3 protein-coding genes are annotated in these 1546 nt (G+C 69.8%); 2 read left to right on the forward strand and 1 reads right to left on the reverse strand.

Annotation, left to right across the window (positions count from 1 at the left end; translation table 11 throughout):
* The coding region (locus HUK84_RS17730) for an ATP12 family protein (RefSeq protein ID WP_281362851.1) at window positions 1–518 on the forward strand (518 nt) is incomplete at its 5' end.
* A 109-nt stretch (window positions 519–627) separates the two neighbouring features.
* Window positions 628–840: a hypothetical protein gene (locus HUK84_RS17735; protein WP_176641428.1), complete on the forward strand. Its 213-nt coding sequence runs from the start codon at window positions 628–630 to the stop codon at window positions 838–840.
* Between the two features lie 41 nt (window positions 841–881).
* Here the strand turns inward: HUK84_RS17735 and ispF are convergent.
* Window positions 882–1546: 2-C-methyl-D-erythritol 2,4-cyclodiphosphate synthase (ispF, locus tag HUK84_RS17740; RefSeq protein WP_176641429.1), on the reverse strand; the 665-nt coding region annotated here is incomplete at its 5' end.

A 1546-nucleotide genomic window follows, 5' to 3' on the forward strand; every position in this document is an offset into this window, starting at 1 on the left:
GGATCGCGCCCGACCGGCAGGCCAGCGTGGCGGCCCTGGCGGGATACGCGGCGGGGGACCTGCTGTGCTATCGCGTGCATTCGCCCGCGCTGCTGGCCGAGCGCCAGCGGCAGGAATGGGATCCGTGGCTGGATTGGCTGCGCGCGCGTCACGGCATCGCCCTGGCGGTGACCTATGGCGTCATGCCGGTCGAACAGCCGCCGGAGGCGTTGGCGCGCGTGCGCGGGCTGCTGGAATCGCTGTCCGACGGGGTGTTGGCGGCACTGGGCGTTGCCGTGCCCGCCCTGGGGAGTCTGGTGCTGGGGCTGGCGCTGGCCGAGGGGCGGCTGAGCGCCGAACAGGCGACGTCCTGCGCCACGCTGGACGAGCGGACCCAGATGGAGATCTGGGGCTATGACGCCCAGCAGGCCGAGCGCCTGGCCGCCCTGGGACGCGACGTCGCCGATGCCGTGTCGTTCCTGCGACTGGTGGACGCGAAGGGCGGCGAATCAGTCCCGCCGGCCATTGATCTGCCATAAAAAGCCGGCACTTGGCGCCTTGCGCTCTGATACCAAGCCGAACACTCCGTTACACGGGCTTGCGGTAGAAGGGCGGTAGACCATTTAGCGGTGAAGGCAGGAGTGTCGCATGGCTTCGATCGATTGGCGCCCCTTATCCGAACTGTCCGCCCTGAACGCGCACGAGCTGGATTTCCGCCCGGGCAAGGCGCAGGGTAGCCTGTCCGCGTCGCGCCGGACGAAGCAGCGCCTGGGCCAGATCGTCGCGACCTGCGCCATGGGGGCGTGGGTGCTGCTGGCGGTCGTGCCTGTGGTGGTCGTCATCATGGCGATCGGCGGCTGAGGCGCCTCGGCGGGCCCCTGTCGGGCCCGCCGTAATTCGGATCAGGGCACCAGCACGGTGGCGCAGGCGGTGCAGGCGATGCCTTCCTCGCGGCCGGTGAAGCCCAGCCGTTCGGATGTCGTGGCCTTGACGGAGATCCGGTCGATCTCGACCTCCAGCAGGTCGGCCAGGCGCTGGCGCATCGCCTGGGCGTGCGGGCCGATCTTGGGCCGTTCGCAGATCAGCGTCACGTCGGCGTTCACCAGCATGCCGCCGCGTTCGCGAATCCGCCGTCCGGCATGGACCAGGAAGCGGGCGCTGTCGGCGTCCTTCCATTCTTCCTGGCTGGGCGGGAAATGCCGGCCGATATCGCCCTCGGCCAGCGCGCCGTAGATCGCGTCGCACAGCGCATGGATGCCCACGTCGGCGTCGGAATGCCCGGCCAGGCCGCGATCGTGCGGCACCTGGATGCCGCACAGGATCAGCGGGCGGTTTTCGGCGAAGGCATGGACGTCGTAGCCGACGCCCGTGCGCGGCAGCAATGTCGGACCGATCAGGCGTTCCAGCCGCATGAGATCCTCCTTGTAGGTCAGTTTGATATTGTCTTCCGAGCCGGGCACCAGCGCCACGGTGTGGCCGGCGGCCTCGAGCAGGGCGGCGTCGTCGGTCGCGTCGCACGCCGCAGCACCCCGGTGCAGGTCGCGCAGCAGCGCGAAGCGGAAACCCT

It is taken from the genome of Nguyenibacter vanlangensis (assembly GCF_013376155.1).
In the GTDB taxonomy this organism is placed as follows: domain Bacteria; phylum Pseudomonadota; class Alphaproteobacteria; order Acetobacterales; family Acetobacteraceae; genus Gluconacetobacter; species Gluconacetobacter vanlangensis.

Bases quoted from the DNA above. Each gene is read 5' to 3' on its own strand.
- HUK84_RS17735 (WP_176641428.1), top strand. From the start codon at position 628: ATGGCTTCGATCGATTGGCGCCCCTTATCCGAACTGTCCGCCCTGAAC.